The organism is Hyphomicrobium album (assembly GCF_009708035.1).
Taxonomy (GTDB): domain Bacteria; phylum Pseudomonadota; class Alphaproteobacteria; order Rhizobiales; family Hyphomicrobiaceae; genus Hyphomicrobium_A; species Hyphomicrobium_A album.
Genome location: NZ_WMBQ01000001.1, coordinates 217,566 through 236,475, shown reverse-complemented (window position 1 = coordinate 236,475; position 18,910 = coordinate 217,566). Strand labels below are relative to the sequence as shown.

Genomic DNA, 18,910 nt, shown 5'->3' with positions numbered 1-18,910 from the left:
AACGGGCGGCGCGGCCATCTGTTCCATCGGTTTGGAAAAATGCTTGTGAGCAGCATTATTCCGCCGGCCGGCCGCCCCTGTTAGGTTGATCCGGGCTGGTCAATACGGCGGGGCGATGGACCTTTTTCGTCTTTATGCACGGGCGCTTGGCATGCTCGCGGCCGAGCGCGGCCTGGCCGTGATCCTCGCTCTCGCCTCCGTGGCCATCGGCGTCGTGCAATTGGCCGAGCCGATCCTTTTCGGCCGGGTGGTCGATACCCTTTCGGGCGGGGGCGCCGCCTTCCCGTACATAGCCCTCTGGGCGCTCTTGGGGCTGTTCGGCATCATGGCCGGGGCTGCCGTCGCCGTATTCGCCGACCGCCTTGCCCATCGCCGTCACCTCGCCGCCATGGCGGAGGCATTCGAGCGGGCGATGACGCTGCCCGCCGGCTACCACGCCGAGCGCGGGTCCGCAGCCGTCGTCCGCACCATCCTGCAGGGCACCGACGGCCTGTTCTGGCTGTGGCTGGGGGCGCTGCGCGAGCAGCTTACCGCGGTCGTCGGCATCGTGCTGCTGGTGCCGACGGCTATCCGCATGGACGCGCGCATGGCCGCCATTCTCGGGCTGCTGGCGTTGGCCTACGTGGTGATGAACGCCATCGTCATGCGCCGCACCCGCGCCGGGCAGGCCAACGTCGAGCGCTACAATTCCAACGTCTACGGCCGCGTGGGCGACGTCATCTCCAACGTCACCGTGGTGCAGAGCTTCACCCGCCTCAAGGCCGAGGCCGACGCGATGCGCACGGTGATGAGCGATCTCCTGGCGGCCCAATACCCGGTGCTCACCTGGTGGGGCGTGCTCACCATCCTGCAACGCTCGGCCGCCACCGTTACGATGGTCGCGGTGTTGGCCACCGGCGCGCTGCTCGCAGGGCGCGGCGAGCTGTCGGTCGGCGAGATCGTCGCCTTCGTCGGCTTCGCAGGTCTCCTGATCAGCAAGCTCGACCAGGTGACCGGCTTCGTCGTGGCGATACACCGGCGCTCGCCGGCCCTGCAGGGCTACTTCGCGCTGCTCGATGCTGCCGACGGCAGCGACGAGAAGCCGGAGGCGCACGCCCTGCCGCCGCTCACCGGCGACGTGCGCTACGAAAAGGTGACGTTCCGCTTTCCCGGCACGGAGCAGGGCGTGGTCGATTTGTCCTTCCACGCCAGGCCCGGGCAGACGATCGCGCTGGTCGGCCCGACCGGGTCCGGCAAGACGACGACGTTGTCGCTGCTGCAGCGTCTGCGCGTGCCCGACGCGGGCCGCATCTTCGTCGACGGGCACGACATCGCCGACGTGACGCTCGCCTCGCTGCGTCGGCAGATCGCCGTGGTGTTCCAGGACGCCGGGCTATTCAACCGCTCGCTCGGCGACAACATCGCCGTCGGCCGGCCCGGCGCCACGCTCGCCGAGGTAGAGGAGGCCGCACGGCTCGCCGAAGCGCACGACTTCATCGCCCGCAAGCCGGGCGGCTACGACTTCTTGGTCGGCGAGCGGGGCGCGGCCCTGTCGGGCGGCGAGCGCCAGCGCATCGCCATCGCCCGCGCCATCCTGAAGGACGCGCCGATCCTCGTCCTCGACGAGGCGACGAGTGCGCTCGACGCCACCACCGAGGCGCGGATCAAGCGCGCCCTCGACCGGCTGCGCGAGGGACGCACGACCTTCATCATCGCGCATCGGCTGTCCACGGTCGCCGATGCGGACGAGATCCTCGTCTTCGATGCCGGCCGCATCGTCGAGCGCGGCCGCTTCGAGACGTTGGCCCGCGGCAAGGGCCTCTTCGCCCGCATGGTGGCCGAGGGCGGTTTCACCGTCCCCGCGGCGCCGGCAACGTGACAGCGGGCCTGCGTCAGGCGGCCGTCAGCCTGCCCCCCATAAACCAAGGCGCAACACACCGGGTCGGAAGGCGCCGCCCCGAGGGCATAAGCCCTTGCCATTCCAATCGGGCCGTTACTTAGTTGCGGTCGCCCAACAACGATACGAGCCCGACACGGGCCAAAAATTGAGCGTGGCATGAAGAGGTTGCGAACGGGGCTTATCGGTCTCGGCGTCGTTGCGTTGCTGGCCGGCATCGCAGCCGTGACGGTCATTGGCTTCGTCGAGGGGCGCCAAGAAGCGGCGCATGAGGCCGAACGCGAGGCGCCGATCAAGCCGCCGCTCCGCGTAACGATGCCGGAGCGCGGCGAGCCCGTCATCACGCTCGATGCCCAAGCACAGGAAGCGGTCGGGCTGAAGCTTGCGACGTTGCCGCATGGCAAATACCAGGACCAGGTGCGCGCCTACGGCACCGTCCTCGACCTGACGACCCTCACCACGCTCAACACCAACTACGTCACCGCCGTATCGCAGCTCAACACCGCACGGGCGCGGGTCGCCGCGTCGCAGCCGGCATTCACGCGCGCCCAGGCGCTCTACGCCAAGAACATCGGCAACCTCGTGCAGGTGCAGACGACGGAGGCGGCGCTGATCGCCGACCGGGCGGCTGTAGAGGCGGCGGAATCGCAGGTACGCACGCTGCGGGCCACCGCGCTGCAGGAATGGGGCCCGGTCATCGGCAACTCGATGGTCGCCGACGGCGGTCTCATCACCCGCCTCATCGAGCGCACCGAGTTCCTGCTGCAGGTCACGCTCCCCCCCGGCGTCAATTTGGCGGACGTCCCGGGCGAAGCTTCCGTCGAGATCGGCGACAGCGCCCGACGCACCCAGGTGCGCTATATCTCGCCGGCGACGCGCGCCGATCCGCGCATCCAGGGCGTCACCTATTTCTATGCCGCCACGTCCAATTCCGGGGTGCTCCCCGGCATGAACGTGCGCGTCTTCCTCGCCAACGGTCCGCCCGTCGAGGGCGCGATCGTCCCCAACGCGGCGATCGTCTGGTGGGCGGGTCGCGCCTGGGTGTATCGGCGGCTCTCCGACACCACCTTCAGCCGCCACGCGATCCCCACCGAGATGCCGGCGGAGAAAGGTGCAGGCTACATCGTGCCGGCATCGATGTTCGCGCCGCGCGAGGAGATCGTCGTGGCCGCCTCGCAGCTCCTGCTGTCTGAGGAGTTCCGCGCACAGATTCAGGTCGAAGGCGACGACGACTGATGGCGACGCCCGACCCCGTGCCAGATTCCCATCGCGGCTTTCAGGCCTCGGTCATTCGTTTCGCCGTCCGCTTCCGTGGCACCGTCGTCGCGCTGGCGTTCCTGCTGCTCGGCTACGGCGCCGTTTCGTTGATGCAGGCAAAATACGACGTTTTCCCCGAGTTCGCGCCACCGCAAGTGGGCATCCAGGCGGAGGCGCCCGGCCTCACCGCCGAGCAGGTCGAGGTGCTCGTCACCCAGCCGATCGAGAACGCGGTCAATGGCGTACCGGGTGTTGAATCGCTGCGCTCGGTGTCGATCCAGGGCCTTTCGGTCATCACCATCATCTTCCAGGCAAACAGCGACATCTTCCGCAACCGCCAGGTCGTCTCCGAACGGCTCGCCGAGGCGGCACAGGAGCTGCCGCAGAACACGCCGCCACCGACAATCACGCCGCTGACCTCCTCTTCCAGCACCGTGCTCGTCCTCGGCCTGACCTCCGCCAAGCGCTCGCTCATGGACCTGCGATCGCTCGCCGACTGGACGCTGCGTCAGCGGCTGCTCGCGGTGCCGGGTGTCTCCAAGGTCGCCGTGTTCGGCAGCGACATCCGCTCGCTCCAGGTCCAGATCCGTCCCGACGACCTGTTGCGCTTCAGCCTGTCGATCGATGACGTCCTCACCGCTGCACGCAAGGCGACGGCGATCACCGGGTCGGGCTTCATCGAGACCGCCAACCAGCGCATCGTCCTCCAGGCCGACGGCCAGTCCATCGACCCGGAGGAGATCGGGCGCACCGTCGTCGCCAGTGTCAACGGCGCGAGCGTGCTGCTGCGGGACGTGGCCAACGTCGTCAACGCGCCCGAGCCGCCCATCGGCGGCGCCACCATCATGGGCGAGCCCGGCGTTGTGCTGCTCGTCTCCGGCCAGCTCGGCGCCAACACCGTCGACGTCACCGAAGGCATCGAGAAGGTGCTCGAGAACCTGCGCCCCTCCATCGAGCGCGAGGGCATCGAGATGCGCACGGACCTGTTCCGGCCGGCGGACTTCATCGCCATCTCGACCAACAACGTGCAGCAGTCGCTGCTCCTGGGCGGCATTCTGGTCGTCGTCGTGCTGTTCCTGTTTCTCTACGACCTGCGCACGGCGACGATCTCATCCGTCGCCATCCCTCTTTCGCTGCTCGCCGCCGTCGTGGTTCTGAATGCGCTCGGCGCCACTCTCAACGCCATGACGCTCGGCGGTCTTGCCATCGCCATCGGCGAGGTCGTCGACGACGCGGTCATCGATGTGGAGAACATCTCCCGCCGCCTGCGCGAGAACCGCCGCCTGGCGCACCCGCTGCCGATCGGCCAGGTGATCGTCAACGCCTCACTCGAGGTGCGCGGCTCGGTCGTCTACGCGACCTTTGCCGTCATCCTCGTGTTCCTGCCGGTTGTCATGCTTCCCGGACTGGCGGGCCGCTTCTTCGCGCCGCTCGGGCTCGCCTACGTGCTGGCCATCCTCGCCTCGCTTGCCGTGGCGATGATCGTCACCCCGGCGCTGTGCATGCTGCTGTTCCCTAAGAACACGCCGGCCGAGGCCGACGCCGTGCACGATCCGCCGGTGACGCGCTGGCTTCGCCGGCACTATGAGCGCGCCTTGCACGGCATCGTCGCCCACCCGCGCGCCACCATCGCCGCCGCCGTGCTGTTTACCGTCATCGGCTGCTCGGCCGTGCCGTTCTTCGGCGCCGGCTTCCTGCCGGAGCTCAAGGAAGGCCACTTCACGCTGCACATGGCGGCAGTGCCCGGCACCTCGATCGAAGAATCCCAGCGCCTCGGCAAGCTCGTCACCAGCGCGCTTCTGAAGCTGCCGTTCGTGCGCGTCGTCTCCCAGCGCATCGGCCGCGCCGAGCAGGCCGACGACACCTGGGGCTCAAACTACAGCGAGTTCGAAGTCGACCTGCAGCGCGGGCTTTCGGGCGCCCAGTCCGAGGAGGCGCAGATCGAAATGCGCAAGGTGCTGGCGGGCTTCCCCGGCGCCAACTTTGCCCTGAAGCCGTTCCTGACCGAGCGCGTCGAGGAATCCCTCTCCGGCTACACCGCCTCGGTCATCGTCAACATCTACGGCAACGACCTCAACGAGCTCGATGCCACCGCGCAAGAAGTGGCGCAGGAGCTCAACGGAATCGAAGGCGCAACCGAAGTCCAGCTGCAATCGCCCCCCGGCCTCCCGCAGCTGACCATCCGCCCGCGCAAGGCCGACCTCGAACGCTGGGGCCTTGACGCGGTCGAGGTGCTGAACGTGCTGCGCACCGCGTATCAGGGCGACATCGTCGGCCAGACTTACGAGGGCAGCCGCGTCTACAACGTCATCGCCATCCTCGACAAAGAGACGCGCGAAAACGTCACCAATGTCGGCAACCTGCCGCTGCGTACGCGCGCGGGCAATTTCGTGTTGCTGAAGCAGGTCGCCGACGTTTTCCAGATCGCCGGGCGCTACCAGGTGGACCACCTCGGCGGCCAGCGCCTGCAAGCCGTCACCGCCAACGTCATCGGCCGCGACGTGACGTCATTCGTCGACGAGGCCGAGCAAAGGCTGAACGAGAAGCTCAAGCTGCCGGCCGGCGTGCATCTGGAGTTCGCCGGCTCGGCACAGGCGCAGGCCAAGGCGCAGCGCGATCTGATCATGAACTCGCTGATCGCCGGCCTCGGCATCCTCATTCTGCTCATGGTGGTCACGGGCAGCGCCCGCAACGTGCTCCTCGTCCTCGCCAATATGCCGTTTGCTATGGTCGGCGGCGTGCTCGCCGTGTTCGCCACCGGCGGTATACTGACGCTCGGCTCGATGGTCGGCTTCGTGACCCTGTTCGGCATCACGCTGCGCAACTCGATCATGATGATCTCGCATTACGAGCACTTGGTCGGCGTCGAGGGCCGCCCCTGGGGTCCGCAGACGGCGATCGCCGGCGCTGCCGACCGCCTCGCCCCCATCCTCATGACGTCGATCGTGACGGCGCTCGGCCTGTTGCCGCTGGCCATCGGCATGAACGAGCCGGGGCGCGAGATCGAGGGGCCGATGGCGCTCGTCATCGTCGGCGGACTGGCCACCTCGATGACCCTCAACCTCTTGGTGTTGCCGACGCTCGCCCTACAGTTCGGCAAGTTCGGCGAGCGCGACCCCGAGTTCTCCGAGGCGCCGCCAAACTCGGGCGGCGGTGCGGCTGCCTCGTAAGCGCTATTCGGCTGCCATGCGCACGACCTGCGGCTTCTGAAACAACCGCTGGCGCACCAGGTCGATGTGCACGCGCAGGTGATAGAACTGGTCGGAGAAGTTGAGCGGATAGCGGATGCGCCGCACGCCGGAATCGATGCGCTCGACCTCCGCCTGATAGCGCGCCAGCTCGCCCGCCGATGCCGGCGCATCGAGCTCCTTCTCCAGCGCCTTGAGCTGCCGGTACCAATAGAGCAGCCGGCGGCGGACGAACCACGAGTAGAGCCCCGGCAGCGACCGCATGATCGGTATGAGGATGACGAGCGAGGGAATGAGCAGCAGCACCGTCTGGGCGCCGTGGTCGGCGACGAACGCCGTGACGGAGAACGGGAAACCCGCCTCCTTCACCGCCGGCGCGATGGAGCGCAGCGCCACCGGCAGCTCGCCCGTCTTGTAGACGAGGCGCGTCTCCTCCGGCACCCGGTACTCGGGATCGGAAATGTGCGGGAACGTCCCCGGTCGGTGGAACAGCACCGGGTCGCCCTGCTTGTCGAAGCCGGAGCGCGGGTTGTTGAGGACCGCGAACGACAAGAGGTTGATCAGCGACGGATCGAGGCTCGAGCGCACGACGAGCGTGGTGCTCGTCGCCAAGAGCGTGATGTCGTCGGGTGGTGCCAGCGGCTCGAACTCTACCGCGCCGCGATTGAGCATCACCTTGGTCAGCGCCGGGAAGCGGTTGGCGTAGGCGTCGGCCTCGAGCGCGAAGTTGAGCAGCCGGATGCCTTGCACGTGGAGGAGCTTCTGCACCAGCTCGGCATCGGCCGGCTGGATGATGAAGGCGGCGTCGGCCTTGCCCGCGAGCAGCTGGCCGCCATCGGGCGCCAGGTCCTCGGCAATCATCAAAGGATTGTCTTTCCCGACCTCGATGGCGTTGGCGCGCAGCAGCTGCGAGGCGATGCGGCGCGTGCCGCTCTCGCTCGTCCCGGTAAGCACCGGCCTAGCCTTCAGGTCGCGCAAGCTCTGGCCGGAGAAGTCGGAGCGCACGAACACCCAGATCGGCTCATAGAACAGGCGGCCGACCGAGCGCAGCTTGCCGAGCTCCTTCGACTGCCAATCCTGCGCCTTCGAGCGCGCCAGCCGCCCCTGCATGCTGCCGACGAGGCCGCCCTTGATGAAGGCGGCGTCGAACTCGGGCGGCTCGGCGACGAGCCCTTTGAGCGTCTTGAACCCTTCGACGGCGGGACGCATCTGGACGTCGACGCCATACGGCTCCAGCGTTTTCTCGTATGCCGCGCCGAGTTCCTGGTAGTGGCTCTGGCCGCCCGTCGCGAGCACGATCGTGCCGTCGGAGCCCTTCGTGCCCGTCAGCGCGTAATAGCCGGCCGACATGGCGCCGACGACGCCAAGCGCGATGATCGTGACCACCTTCGGCAGGTTCGACATGAAGCCCCCTCGCGCGGATGTCCCCAGCGCGGATTTCTAGCAGCTCGGATGCGCGATATGCTCATCGCCCGGTGGCAACTCGGTGGCGAAATAGCTTTTGCGCCACACCGGGAATACCCGGCGCGCATAACTGCCAATCGTCAGGACGCGGAAAACCTGTGGACGATGGAGCGGCGGTGGCGCCGCGAGGGTCTGGTGGAGGGGGCTGGATTCGAACCAGCGTAGGCGAAGCCAACGGATTTACAGTCAGCCACACCAAGAATTACGCCGCGACAACGGCCGAAAAATCATGTGGCGCAAGGGCGTAGTGCATTAACCAGCGCATACGCCGTGTGAGGTAGCTTTGCAGCGTAGCGTAATCGCCGTTTTACGCTACCCCGCAGTGTCGCGCTCTTCTTAACAGCAGCAAGTGGCCGCCAGTAGCGTCGGGGGAAAACCTTCCGGGCGTGCAGTAGAGCTGCGCCCCGCCGCGTCTTGCTGAGCAGTCCCGAGAACAGTGTCAGCAGAGGGACGGGCGAATGATTAACAAGAACTTGCCTCCAGAGGTTCGCGAGAAAGCCCTTGAGACGGAAATGCGGGGGCTCGGCATCCTGCAGTACCGCCGCATCGTGAAGCGGGCGCGGGAGCGCGAACGTGAGGGGACAACGCGGCATGGCCTGGTGCTCATCAAGGCCGCCCTTGATCGTGTTGCGAACGGCATCACGTCGTTCCTGGCGGAAGTCAACCAATCCGGGCGCGGAGCCCTTGCGGGGTCGGCCCCTTTACTCTCCCGCGTCGACCCGCGTGTGGCGGCCCTAGTTGGCCTCCGTGTGGTGGTCGACGGCATCTTGGTTCATCGCCCTGTAGCCGCCCTCGCTACCGAGATTGGGAAGCGGCTAGAGGATGAGGTTCGCTTTCAGTGCTTCCGGGCCGTCTCGCCGCTGCGCTTTCATCGCGTCAAGGAGGAGGTCAAGAAGGCCTCGACGCATCGGCGCAAGCGCACGGTCGGAATCTTCCGGGCTAACCGGCTAGGCGTCGACTGGCCTGACTTCACGATCACCGAGCGGGTGCGTGCGGGCATGAAGCTGATCGAGCTTATTGCCGGGACCGGTTACATTGAGTTGCGCGTCAAAAGCTCGGGCATCGGTAAGAAGCAAAAGACACAGCGCGTCGTCAGGGTGACCCCGAAGCTGAAGCGCTGGATCGCCGAGCAAACGGCCCGCTGCGAGGTTCTTTGTCCGCGCTATCTGCCGAGCTACTTACCGCCCAAGCCGTGGAACCAGGGCGGACGCGGTGGTTACCATTACCCCGGAATCGTCGGCGACCACTTCTTCATGAAGACGCACTTTAGCGAGCACCGTAAGCTCGTCGAACGTGCGCTGCCGAGTATACCGCTGGTCCTCGGCGGGTTGAACGTGCTGCAGGCGACCCCTTGGGCGGTGAACCAACGGGTTCTTGAGGTTGCGCGTGCGGCATGGGACGCGGGCTTGCAGATCGAGGGCTTGCCGTCCCGCGAAGACTTGCCGCTGCCACCTCGGCCGTACGACATCGACACGAACGACGATGCGCGAAGAAAGTGGCGCCGCGCCACCGCGCCCGTGTGGGATTACAACTCCCGAGCCGTGGCGAAGCGTATTCTTGTGGCCCGCACCCTTTGGATCGCCGAGCAGTTCGTCGATGAGCCCACGATTTATTTTCCGCACCAGCTCGACTTCCGCGGGCGTGCGTACACTCTCCCATCAGGGCTAAGCCCGCAGGGCACCGACCTAGCCAAGGGCCTTTTGCACTTTGGGGAAGCCGTCCCGCTTGGCGACGACGTGGCGGCCGGTTGGCTCGCGATCCACGGCGCCAACTCATACGGCTACGACAAGGCGCCGCTTGAGGAGCGGATTGCCTATATCGAGGCGATGAATGAGGAGATCCTCGCGATAGCGGCGGAGCCCCTCGAACACACATCATGGACGCGCGCGGATGCGCCGTTCCAATTCCTAGCCTTCTGCTTCGAATGGGCTGAGTACCTGCGGACGGGCAACACATTCGCCTCCCGCCTCGCCGTGGCTATGGACGCCTCCTGCAGCGGCATTCAGCATTTCTCCGCGATGGTGCGCGATGAGGTTGGCGGCGCTAGCGTCAACCTGGTGGGCGGCGATCAGAAGCAGGACATTTATCAGCGTGTGTGTGATCGCTTCATTGCGTTGCTCCGAGCCGAATTAGCCGACACCGAAACGCTCGCCTACCAAAGCGCTGACGGCGCACCAGTATCCGTGGCTAACGCCGCCCGCATTTGGCTAAGCCTTAAGCCGGACCGAACGACGACCAAAGCGCAGGTGATGACTACGCCTTACGGCTCGACGCGCAACGCCCACTGCCGACAGACTGAGGATTGGCTGCGTGAGAGGCGCAAGTTAGAGATAGTGGAGCTACCACGCGACGATCTATTCCCACTCGCAAACTTCGGCGCCAAACGAATAAACGAGGCGATCGGTAAGGAGGTTGAGGGGGCCAAGAAGGTCATGCGTTGGCTCCAAGACTGCGCCTCCGTCATGTCGCAGGCGCCGGGGTATCTGCACTGGCGTACGCCTTCCGGCTTTCCGGTCTATCAACATTACTCGGCGACCCGAAAGACCCAAGTCCGCACCGCCCTGGGCGACACCGCAATCAGGCTGACCTTCCGGGAGGAGACGGAGCGGAAGGACGGGCGGGATATGCGTATGAGCATCGCCCCGAACTTCGTACATGCCCTCGATGCGGCCCACCTATTTCTGACGGTGGACTACGCGGTCGCCAACGGCATCAGCCACCTCGCGGCGGTGCATGACTCGTTCGGCTGCCATGCCGCTTATGCCAACAAGTTCGCGGCAATCATACGCGAGGCGTTCGTGGACCTCTATGAGGGGCACGACGTACTCACCGAGTTCCGCGACGCACTGCTCGCGCAGCTCCCGCCCAAGCTCGCCAAGCGCCTACCCGCGTTGTCAAAGCTTGAGTTTGGGACGCTGGACCTCAACACCGTCCGGAAATCACAGTTCTTCTTCTCGTGAGGAGCAATGGACAAACCAACGTTTGAGAAGCTTCGTGCTGTTTGGCGCGAAGACGATGACGGCGACGACATCGACTTGGTACACGACCGCGTGACGGGCTCTTGGCGGCATGGAAGTGAGCACGAAGCAGTGTTCAAACGCCGCGCTGATGGCACGTTCTGGTTGGTGGCCTATCGCGCCGACCCAGGCGGCGATTACAACGACTTCCGCGACGAAACCCTCGACGTTGCGCAGGTGTGGCCGCACACGGTCACGTCCGTCGAATACAAGTCGACGCCGCCACCGGCTGAGGCATTGCCCGCCGAATGACTCTGCTGGTCGATAGCGACCGGCTCCACTCCGTCAGCTCAACCTTAGTCGCCCACTCGGCGATGAAGCTCGTCAACGCGATGCAGGACGACCGCAAGGAAGTCCAGATCGCGGCGGCGGCGTGCGTCTTCGCGATGCTCGCACAGAAGCTCGGAGTCCACCCCGGCAACGCATTGGACGTGGCGCAGCGGATCATCGCGGCGTCCGTCAAGGAGCGCACTGACCTTCGGGCGGTGCAAATGTACGTCAACGAGGAACTCAAGCATGGCTGAAGCGAAGAAAGCGAAGCGACCGCTCGTCACGACACCGAAGGGGCGCTTCAAGTTCCCCCACCTCATCGTCCCCGATACCAAGTACGACAAGGACGGCAAGTTCCACGTCCAGCTCGTTCTCGACGAGAAGAGTGCCGCGCCGCTCATCAAGCAGTTCGCCCCCGAGCACAAGGCGGCTATCGCCTCCGCGAAGGAGGAGTACGACGAGATGGCCGCTGAGGCGGAGAAGCTGAAGAAGAAGATGAAGGTCCTCTTCAACCCGCAGGACTTCTTCACGAGCGAGGTGGAGGACGGCGAGCCGACCGGTAACGTCGTGTTCACGTTCGGCACCAAGGCGAAGCTTACCGTCAAGGACAAGTCCGGCAAGGACCGGGTTATCCAGCGCGTCATTCCCGTATTCGATGCCAAGGGGCAGCGTATCAACGGTTCGGACCTCTCCATTTGGGGCGGCACGCTCGGCAAGGTGTCGTTCTTCGCGCAGCCGTACTTTATCCCCGGCTCCGGTTTGGCTGGCCTCTCCTTCCGACTGGCGGCCGTCCAGGTTATCGAGCTGGTGAGCGGTGGCGGACGTTCGGCTGGCGGCTTCGGGTTTGGCCAAGAGGACGGCTTCGAGTACGAGCCCAAGGACAACGGGCCGGATGTCGGTGACGAGGAGCCCCTCGACGACGAGATTCCCTTCTAAGTGGCCCGCGCGCGGCGGGGCCGCGTACGCGCCATCCCTCGGGACGGATACCGCTCCACCGCGGAGCACCGCGTCGCCGAGGCCCTCAAGACGGCCGGTGTGCCCGTCATCTACGAAAAGCACCGGCTTCCCTACACGCACCCCGCAACGAACCACCACTACACGCCCGACTTCGTGCTGCCGAACGGCATAGCAATTGAGGTCAAGGGCTTCCTCCTCATGGACTCGCGCAAGACGCTTCTCCTCGTCCGAGAGCAGCACCCCGACCTCGACCTCCGGCTTGTCATCAACAAGCTCACCGCGCGTGTGCAGGGCTTGAAGAAGCTCAACCTCGCTCAGTGGTGCGACAAGTTCGGCTTCGCGTGGGCAGTCGGGGCGGTGCCGCTCGATTGGCTGAAGGAGAGGCCGAAGGCGAAGCGGGTCAAAGCGATCGAGGCGTTCGTCAGATGACCACCACACCAATGCCCGGCTGGGCTGCTCTCACATTGAAGGCCCTAGACGACAAAGTGGCGGCGGGGCCGTGGTCAATGATGCGCACGGTGCTGGCGGCCGTCGCGTTTCCGCCTTGGGTGATCGCCCTGCGGTACGACGATGGCCGCCCCTACCTGCAGGTGCAGGACCCCAACGCCGTCTGCAATGCCACCGGCAAGCCCGCCCCCTGGTCCGGCCGGAAGTGGTTCCTCTCTCTGCACATGACGGAGACGGAACTCGTCAAGACGGCGCTTAAGGCGGTCCTCGCGGCCGTCGAGCACGAAGCGCTGGAGCGGTTCACCTACAAGGGCGTCACCGTCTTCGATCCGCATATCCGTGTGGACGACCTGGTGGAGCTGCGTGCAGTGTGCCCGTTGGATGCGCGAGCACCGCAGTGACCCGCCCGGTGCGCTACGAACGGGATACCTCCGGCGAAACGTGGTGGTGCAACAGCCACGCACGCCGCGCTGAGTACCTGCGCAACGGCGAACACGTCTGTGACTTCCGGCTCGGCGGTATCCTCCTGCCGTGCCGCGCGGTCAATCTGACGGAACAGGTTGAACTCTTGGACACACATAGTGAGTGAAAGCGAAGCGCTCCGGCGCAAGCAACCGTGCCCCGACTGCGGCTCCTCAGACGGCCTTACCGTTTACAGCGACGGCCACACATTCTGCTTCGCCCAATGCGGCGCCAAGTTCCCCGAAGGCTCCGCCCCCTCCAAACCGAAGACGGCCGCGGGCCTCATCCCGTTCGGGGTGTACGCCGACATCGCCGCGCGCGGGCTCCGCGAGGAGACGCTCAAGAAGTTCGGGTACTTCCTGAAGGAGCACACCAAGCACGGCATGCTGCAGGTGGCACCGTACCGGGACGGCACGGGTGAGATCGTTGCGCAGAAGATCCGCACGCCCGAGAAAGACTTCGCATGGGTGGGCAATCCAAAGCGGCTCGGCTTGTGGGGGCAGCATCTATGGACCCCACGCCCCGACAGCAACGTGTTCCTCACGATCACGGAGGGCGAGCCGGACTGTATGTCCGTGGCGCAAGCGCAGGGCCTCAAGTACCCGGTGGTGTCACTCATCAACGGCGCCGCATCGGCCGGGAAGGACATCGCCAGCCAAATCGAATGGGTGGAGCAGTTTCCGTTCGTAGTGCTCTGCTTCGACATGGACGGCCCCGGTAAGGAGGCGGCGCTCGAAGTTGCGCAGATGCTCACGCCCGGCAAGGTGCGGATCGCGGCGCTCCCCCTCAAGGACGCCAGCGACATGCTCCAGGCCAAGCGGTCGAAGGAGCTTATCGACGCGCTCTTCAACGCGAAGCCGTACGCGCCCGAGGGTGTCATCAACGGCGCCGACATTCTGGAGGAGCTGAAGAAGGCCCCCGAGAAGGCGCTCGTTCCGTTCCCGTGGCCGCAGGTGGAGGAGATGACGGGCGGGTTCTGGCCCGGCTCCCTCACAACGATCGCCGCAGGCACGAACGCAGGCAAGACGCCCCTGGTCTACAACCTGGTGCACCACTTGCTCGCGCACGGTGAGACGGTCGGCGTGCTCCACACGGAGCAGCAGCACAAGGAAGCCGCGCTCGGGATCATGCAGCTCGAACTAGAGCAGCGCCTCGACCCGCGCCTGCAGCACGGCAAAGAGAAGGGCTTCGACAAGGCCTTCAAGAAGACGATCGGCTCCGGCCGGTGGTTCTACTTCACGGTCGACCTCGGGCCGGACGAGCTGCTCAGCAAGGTCCTGTACCTGGTGCAGGCCTGCGGGTGCCAGTGGATCGTCATAGATCACCTCCACGACATCGTGGCGAACTACGCGGGGGCCGACGAGCGCCGCTTCGTTGACGGCCTCATGGCGAAACTCAAGAGCATCGCCGTCCGCTTCGGCGTGGGCATCTTCGTGGTGGCGCAGCTCTCGTTGCCGGAAGGCAATAAAGGCTTCGAGCACGGCATCGCCGTCACCATGAAAGCCATCAAGGGCGCGGGCTCAATCTCTCAGGTGTCCGCCGTCATCCTCGGCTACGAGCGCAACCTCATGGACGCACAGAAGGCCAAGGTGGGCCGCTTGCGTGTCCTCAAAAATCGCCACGGCGGAAGGACGGGACTCGCGGACTCATTGTTCTACGAGGACCACTCCGGCCGCTTGCGCGTGCTAGGAGAGCATGACTTCAAGGACGAAACCGAAGGGGAAGCGGCTTCTATTTGACATAGAGACCAACGGCCTCCTCGACACCCTCGAACGCATCCATTGCATATGGATCAAGGACCTCGATACCGAGGAGTTCTACGAGTTCCACGACTACTTTCAAACGCTCAGCCCACACACCGGCAACATTGGCCACGCGGTGGAAATGCTCGACGGGGCAGAGCTTCTCGTCGGACACAATATTCTGCACTACGACATCCCAGCAGTGCAGCTCCTATACCCCGGCGCGCTCCGCGGGTTCTCATACTTCGGCGGCAAGCCGATCTTCGACACGCTCATAGCCTCCCGCCTCATCTGGCCCGAGATCCTCGTCAGTGACTTCGAGCGCTTCGGCGTCTTCGAGGGCACCGGCAAGGACCGCAAGCTCGTTGCGACCAAGGGCAACTTCCCGCGGAAGCACTTGGGCAAGCACGGGCTTGAGGCGTGGGGGTATCGCAAGAAGCTCCTCAAGGGCGACTACTCGCAGAGCGTCAAGGACTTCTCGAAGGAGCTGAAGGCGCTGAAGGACCCGGCGCTCATCCTCACGGCGATCCGCGAGAAGCACCCATCGTGGGAACCCCTCGTCCAGTGGAAGCCGGACGGGTCATTCGACAAGCTCTTCGAGTGGGCCGCGTGGAACGCCGACATGCACGCGTACTGCAAGCGTGACGTGGAGGTGAACGCCGCGCTCCTGCAGGAGATACGCGACCAGAAGTACAGCAACCGCTCGCTCACGCTGGAGCACAAATTCGCCGAGGTCCTCCTCAAGCAGGAACTCCACGGCGTCCCGTTCGACGTCCCCAAGGCGGAGGCCCTCAAGGCGAAGCTCATCACGCGCAAGGCGGAGCTTGAGGACGAGCTGCAGCGCACCTTCCCACCGTGGTCCGTGTTCGAGTGGTTCACGCCCAAGGTCAACAACTCGAAGCTCGGCTACGAGAAGGACGTGCCGTTCCGCAAGGAGCACCAGGTTGTCTTCAACCCCGGCTCGCGGACGCACATTGAGAACCGCCTCACGAAGCTCCGCGGGTGGAAGCCCCTGGAGTGGACACCCTCCGGCCGCGCGAAGATTGACGACGTGATCTTGGGCCGCCTCCCGTACCCCGAGGCGAAGCCCATCACGGAGTACCTCCTCCTGCAGAAGCGCCTCGGGCAGCTCGCCGAGGGAACCAACGCGTGGCTCAACCTGGTCAAGCCGGACGGGCGCATCCACGGCCGCGTCATCACGAACGGCACGCCGCACGGCCGGTGTTCGCACCAGAAGCCGAACATCACGGCGGTCCCGCGGGTCACTGCGGAGTACGGCGAGGAATGCCGCTCGCTCTTCTATGCGCCGGACGGTTGGGTAATGGTCGGCTGCGACGCCGCGGGCATTCAGCTCCGGTGCCTCGCCGGGTTCATGCGCAAGTTCGACGGCGGCGCGTACATGAAGGTGGTCCTTCAGGGCGACCCTCACACGTTCCACCAGAAGGTCACCGGCATCGCCTCGCGCGATAAGGTCAAGACCTTCCTTTACGCGCTGCTATTCGGTGCGCGCGGGCCGACCCTATCGCTCAGCACGGGCGGCACGGCGGATGACGCCGAGAAGCTTCGGCAGAAGTTCCTCACCCGTATCCCTGCGTTCAACCTCGCGAACAGCGAGTGCGAGGAGTTCTTCAGGGCGACCGGTACGCTAGTGGGGCTGGACGGCCGCATCGTCCCACTCCGCGGCGCGAACTCCGCTCTCAACTACCGGCTGACGAACGCCGAGGCATGCATCGTCAAGCAGGCGACCGTCTTCTTCTATGAGGACGCGACCGCGGCCGGTCTCGTGTTCGGCGTCGACTACGCCCTTGTGATCCACGCGCACGACGAGCTGCAGGTGCTCTGCCGCGAACATCTGGCGGAGACGATCGGCCCGATGGTAGCCGCCGCGATCAAGCGTGCGGGCGAGTACTTCAAGTTCCCTTGCCCGATGAAGGGAGAATACAAGATTGGACGAAATTGGGCCGAGACTCACTGAGGTCCTCTGCAACGCGTGGGCGGCTCCGTATTCGACCAAATCGGACTTCGCCCGTGCGTACGCCGATGAGATCGCCGAGGCCGCCTGCAGGGGATACCTCACCGTGCGCGCGAGTGACGGCGAGTGGGGGCGCGTGTGGCGGATCACACCGCTGGGGGTGACGCTCATCTTCCCGGACGCGTCCCTCCCGGCAGTGGAGGACATGCCGCTCGACCTCCTCCTATCGAACCGTGCGCTCTTCTAGGACCACGGAACTTCGACGACTACGCCAAACGCTGCATAGCCACCGCCCCTGACTGCATCGTCGCGTGGTGGCTCATGGCTTCGTATCTCTACTACCACTGCGATGAGAGCCTACTCAGCGACGAGTATTACGACTCGCTCGCGGTGTTCATGCTCAAGCGCTGGCGAGACATTCGCCACCCCCACAAGCGCCTCATCACGCGCAAGGACCTCGAAGCCGGGTCCAGCTACGCGCTGCGAGAAGACCAGTATCCATCCATCACCAAAAGCGCTGCGCACCGACTGATGCGCGGCGGATAGGGAGACGCATTGACCACCCTCCTCATCGACGGGGACATCCTCGTCTATCGCTGGGCGTACGGCGCCGAGAAAGCGATTGATTGGGACGACGGCATCTGGACGCTACACGCGGACGCCAATGAAGCCTGCGCAATGTTGGACGACAACATCGCCAAGCTGATGAAGATGCTCGGGGCGAAGAACGTCGTCGTTGCGCTCACCGGCAAGCGCAACTTCCGCAAAGAGTTGTGGCCCGGCTACAAGGCGAACCGCACCAAGCAGCGTAAGCCCCTCTGCATGCCCGCCGTCCGGGAGCACATCGCGGCGAACTACGCGTGCCTCGTCTGCGACGGCATCGAAGCGGACGACCTCCTCGGCATCGCGGGCACGAAACCCGGCGACCGTGCGGAGCGGATCATCGTCACGGAGGACAAGGACCTCCTGCAGATACCCGGCTTCCACTACCGCCCGAGCCAACCCCACGGCGGCGTCTTCGCGGTGACACGTGAGGAAGGCGAGAAGCTCCACCTTGCGCAGAGCATCGCGGGCGACCCCACCGACAATTACCCGGGCTGTCCAGGGTACGGCATCGCGCGTGCCCGCAAGATGGTCGAAGCGGCGCCCAAGTGGGAGACCGTCCGGGACGCGTACCTCAGCGCGGGCCTCACCGAACGCGACGCGCTCACGCAGGCGCGGCTCGCGAAAATCCTCACGTACGATTGGTTCAACCACGCAACGAGGAAGCCCATCCTTTGGACCCCTTCAACGTAATCGGTCTCTACAGCCCGGCCCCGGCGAGCGGTAAGACCACCTCGGCAAAGTACCTGCAGAACGAGTTCAACCTCGTCCAGGCAAGCTTCTCCAATCCGATGAAGCTCATGCTTCTGAAGTTCGTCCTCAACTTCGCGCCGTTAGGGCTCGCCTCCACCGCCGCGTACTCGTGGGCGAACCAATACTTCGAGAACAAGAACCTCCCCATCCGCGAGATCCCCGGCACGCCCACCATGCGCCACCTACTGGACACCCTCGGGACGACCTGGGGGCGGACGGCGGTGCATGAAGACGTTTGGGTGGAAGCGGCCCGCGCCCGCGTGAACCAGATGAGGGCGAAGGGCATGCAGGGTGTCGTCTTCGACGACGTGCGTTTCCAGAACGAGGCGGACATGCTCCGCGAGCTGGGCGGTCAGTTCGTCAAGATCGTCATGCCGGGCAACGAGGCGTCCGGCCTTCAGTCCGAGGGCAACCTCGAAGGCTTCCCCTTCGCGGCGGAGATCCTGAACGGCGGCGACAAGGGCGCGCTCTTCAAGGTCATCACAGAAGTCGTACGTCCTCTTCTCGGGGGGCGCTGATGGCGTGGACCGCGAAGATGCCTCCGCCCTGCCCTCCCGTGCCGGAGGCGCTGCTTACGTACCTCGACGCGATGTTCCCCAACCAGTGCGCGCGCGAGGGCGACACGCCCGAACAAATCTGGATCGCCGCGGGTGCTCGCAAAGTCGTCGACCACCTGAAGGCGCACCAACCCGACGAGTTCTTAGTCAATCCGGGAGACCTCTAATGTGCCCTCCGTCTCGGCCGAAGCAGCAAGCACCGGCCCCAACCTCCGCCCTTCCCCCTCCTCCCCCCACTCCTCCGCCTCCGCAACCCGTCGCGGAGCGCCTCTACACGCAAGACGAGTCCGCCCAACAGGGCGCCAACACGCGCAACCGCCGCCGCACCGATCGCTCCGGCCTCAA

General features: G+C 65.3%; 17 protein-coding genes. 16 read left to right on the top strand and 1 reads right to left on the bottom strand.

What is annotated here, in order from left to right:
• Positions 1–115: 115 nt before the first annotated feature.
• The 3 genes from GIW81_RS00995 (at position 116) to GIW81_RS00985 (ending at position 6,303) form a co-directional block, all read left to right on the top strand.
• A complete protein-coding gene (locus GIW81_RS00995) occupies positions 116–1,858 on the top strand; it encodes a glucan ABC transporter ATP-binding protein/ permease (protein WP_154737495.1) in 1,743 nt (580 codons plus the stop codon).
• Positions 1,859–2,035: 177 nt separating this feature from the next.
• Positions 2,036–3,112: an efflux RND transporter periplasmic adaptor subunit gene (locus tag GIW81_RS00990; RefSeq protein WP_154737494.1), complete on the top strand. Its 1,077-nt coding sequence runs from the start codon at positions 2,036–2,038 to the stop codon at positions 3,110–3,112.
• The gene (locus tag GIW81_RS00985) at positions 3,112–6,303 is read left to right on the top strand and encodes an efflux RND transporter permease subunit (RefSeq protein ID WP_154737493.1); all 3,192 of its coding nucleotides are present in this window, start codon (positions 3,112–3,114) and stop codon (positions 6,301–6,303) included. Before GIW81_RS00990 ends, GIW81_RS00985 begins: the two co-directional genes overlap by 1 nt.
• A gap of 3 nt (positions 6,304–6,306) precedes the next feature.
• Here GIW81_RS00985 and GIW81_RS00980 read toward each other — a convergent pair whose 3' ends face one another.
• A complete protein-coding gene (locus GIW81_RS00980) occupies positions 6,307–7,725 on the bottom strand; it encodes a TAXI family TRAP transporter solute-binding subunit (protein ID WP_154737492.1) in 1,419 nt (472 codons plus the stop codon).
• A 518-nt stretch (positions 7,726–8,243) separates the two neighbouring features.
• Here GIW81_RS00980 and GIW81_RS00975 point away from each other — a divergent pair.
• From GIW81_RS00975 to GIW81_RS00915, 13 genes are all read left to right on the top strand, one after another.
• Positions 8,244–10,745, top strand: a complete 2,502-nt coding sequence (locus GIW81_RS00975; protein WP_154737491.1) for a DNA-directed RNA polymerase — start codon at positions 8,244–8,246, stop codon at positions 10,743–10,745.
• A gap of 6 nt (positions 10,746–10,751) precedes the next feature.
• Entirely contained in the window at positions 10,752–11,054 is a 303-nt protein-coding gene (locus tag GIW81_RS00970; RefSeq protein ID WP_154737490.1) for a hypothetical protein, read from the top strand.
• Positions 11,051–11,326, top strand: a complete 276-nt coding sequence (locus GIW81_RS00965) for a hypothetical protein (RefSeq protein WP_154737489.1) — start codon at positions 11,051–11,053, stop codon at positions 11,324–11,326. Before GIW81_RS00970 ends, GIW81_RS00965 begins: the two co-directional genes overlap by 4 nt.
• Positions 11,319–12,008, top strand: coding sequence for an ssDNA-binding protein (locus tag GIW81_RS00960; protein ID WP_154737488.1), 690 nt, complete (start codon positions 11,319–11,321; stop codon positions 12,006–12,008). The genes GIW81_RS00965 and GIW81_RS00960 overlap by 8 nt, the downstream gene beginning before the upstream one ends.
• Positions 12,009–12,458 (top strand): hypothetical protein, encoded by a 450-nt coding sequence (locus GIW81_RS00955; protein WP_154737487.1) that lies wholly within the window; start codon positions 12,009–12,011, stop codon positions 12,456–12,458. It abuts the gene before it with no gap.
• Entirely contained in the window at positions 12,455–12,877 is a 423-nt protein-coding gene (locus tag GIW81_RS00950; protein WP_154737486.1) for a hypothetical protein, read from the top strand. The genes GIW81_RS00955 and GIW81_RS00950 overlap by 4 nt, the downstream gene beginning before the upstream one ends.
• Positions 12,878–13,057: 180 nt before the next feature.
• Positions 13,058–14,677 (top strand): DnaB-like helicase C-terminal domain-containing protein, encoded by a 1,620-nt coding sequence (locus GIW81_RS00945; RefSeq protein WP_154737485.1) that lies wholly within the window; start codon positions 13,058–13,060, stop codon positions 14,675–14,677.
• The gene (locus tag GIW81_RS00940; protein ID WP_154737484.1) at positions 14,634–16,655 is read left to right on the top strand and encodes a DNA polymerase; all 2,022 of its coding nucleotides are present in this window, start codon (positions 14,634–14,636) and stop codon (positions 16,653–16,655) included. Before GIW81_RS00945 ends, GIW81_RS00940 begins: the two co-directional genes overlap by 44 nt.
• Positions 16,656–16,758: 103 nt before the next feature.
• On the top strand, positions 16,759–16,899 hold the full coding sequence (locus tag GIW81_RS18760; protein WP_195930296.1) for a hypothetical protein: 141 nt from the start codon (positions 16,759–16,761) through the stop codon (positions 16,897–16,899).
• Positions 16,900–16,973: 74 nt separating this feature from the next.
• Positions 16,974–17,198: a DNA ligase LigA-related protein gene (locus GIW81_RS00930; protein ID WP_154737482.1), complete on the top strand. Its 225-nt coding sequence runs from the start codon at positions 16,974–16,976 to the stop codon at positions 17,196–17,198.
• A 9-nt stretch (positions 17,199–17,207) separates the two neighbouring features.
• Complete coding sequence (locus GIW81_RS00925) at positions 17,208–17,948, top strand: hypothetical protein (RefSeq protein ID WP_154737481.1); 741 nt, start codon at positions 17,208–17,210, stop codon at positions 17,946–17,948.
• Positions 17,930–18,526, top strand: a complete 597-nt coding sequence (locus tag GIW81_RS00920; RefSeq protein ID WP_154737480.1) for a deoxynucleotide monophosphate kinase family protein — start codon at positions 17,930–17,932, stop codon at positions 18,524–18,526. The genes GIW81_RS00925 and GIW81_RS00920 overlap by 19 nt, the downstream gene beginning before the upstream one ends.
• The gene (locus tag GIW81_RS00915) at positions 18,526–18,732 is read left to right on the top strand and encodes a hypothetical protein (RefSeq protein ID WP_154737479.1); all 207 of its coding nucleotides are present in this window, start codon (positions 18,526–18,528) and stop codon (positions 18,730–18,732) included. The genes GIW81_RS00920 and GIW81_RS00915 overlap by 1 nt, the downstream gene beginning before the upstream one ends.
• Positions 18,733–18,910: the final 178 nt, after the last annotated feature.